At 44.3% G+C, this 820-nt stretch carries 2 protein-coding genes; both read right to left on the bottom strand.

Translation table 11 applies throughout. The features are described 5' to 3' along the window. Nucleotides 1-371: phage major tail tube protein (locus ACFIKR_RS09530; protein ID WP_375659668.1), on the bottom strand; the 371-nt coding region annotated here is incomplete at its 3' end. Next, the coding region (locus ACFIKR_RS09525) for a phage tail sheath C-terminal domain-containing protein (protein ID WP_375659667.1) at nt 371-820 on the bottom strand (450 nt) is incomplete at its 5' end. The genes ACFIKR_RS09525 and ACFIKR_RS09530, both read right to left, overlap by 1 nt.

Here is an 820-nt window from a genome sequence, read left to right as displayed (position 1 = left end):
GTGGATGTTGCTTTGCTCCCCGGTTGCCATTCTGCCATTTCAAAGCCTTTGCATAGTCCTCTCATGGTAATGACAACACCTTCTGCGGGTGTGCCTTGCGCTTGCATTGAACTTCGTAATGAAATGTCGACATCAGTGCGCCCCAACAGTGTCATCAACTCTGGAGAGCAGTCAGAAATGGTCATGGTGAGAATGAGAGTTTCAAGACCAAGGTCAACTTCAATGGAGCTATCCATGCCACCCCCGCGATAGCTTTCAACAACCAAATTCAAATTCGGTAATGTTACGCTTTCACATTTTGCTTGATAGGGAATGCCGTCGACAAAAATGTTAAAATATTTCAAAACTCTTGGTAAAACGGGGATAGCCATTAAAAAATCTCCTCTAAATAATCATTCACAATGCGTGAACGGAATGTGATGTGTTCTGCTGGTGTTGTTGGTGTGAATTCGACATTGAAATAGACTCTGCCGCTTTCAATAGCGCTTGCTGTATTCAACTCTGGATCAGGCGTACAACGCCCACCAAGAATGGCGCCTTGTGCTTTTAAATCACGCAAATAGGCATTGACGCTTTCACTCACGTCACTCATGTAGTTTTTTTTGATATTGCGGTCGACAGCCCATAGATGCCCGCGCAAAATGGCGTCATTGATCATATCTGCGGTTCTCACCACCGATAAGAAAGCAAACTTTGTATCACTTGAAAGGGTGCGATTACCCCAAAGACGATAACCGTTTTCGCGGATAATTGTTGTGATGTTTTGTTCGTTAAGAAGGTTAGCGCGGCTTGATCGATCACCAATGGAAAAATCAATGGG

Origin of the sequence: Bartonella sp. MR30HLJHH, assembly GCF_042194195.1 — a bacterium.
Lineage (GTDB): Bacteria > Pseudomonadota > Alphaproteobacteria > Rhizobiales > Rhizobiaceae > Bartonella > Bartonella grahamii.
This window is presented reverse-complemented; position numbering and strand designations above follow the sequence as displayed.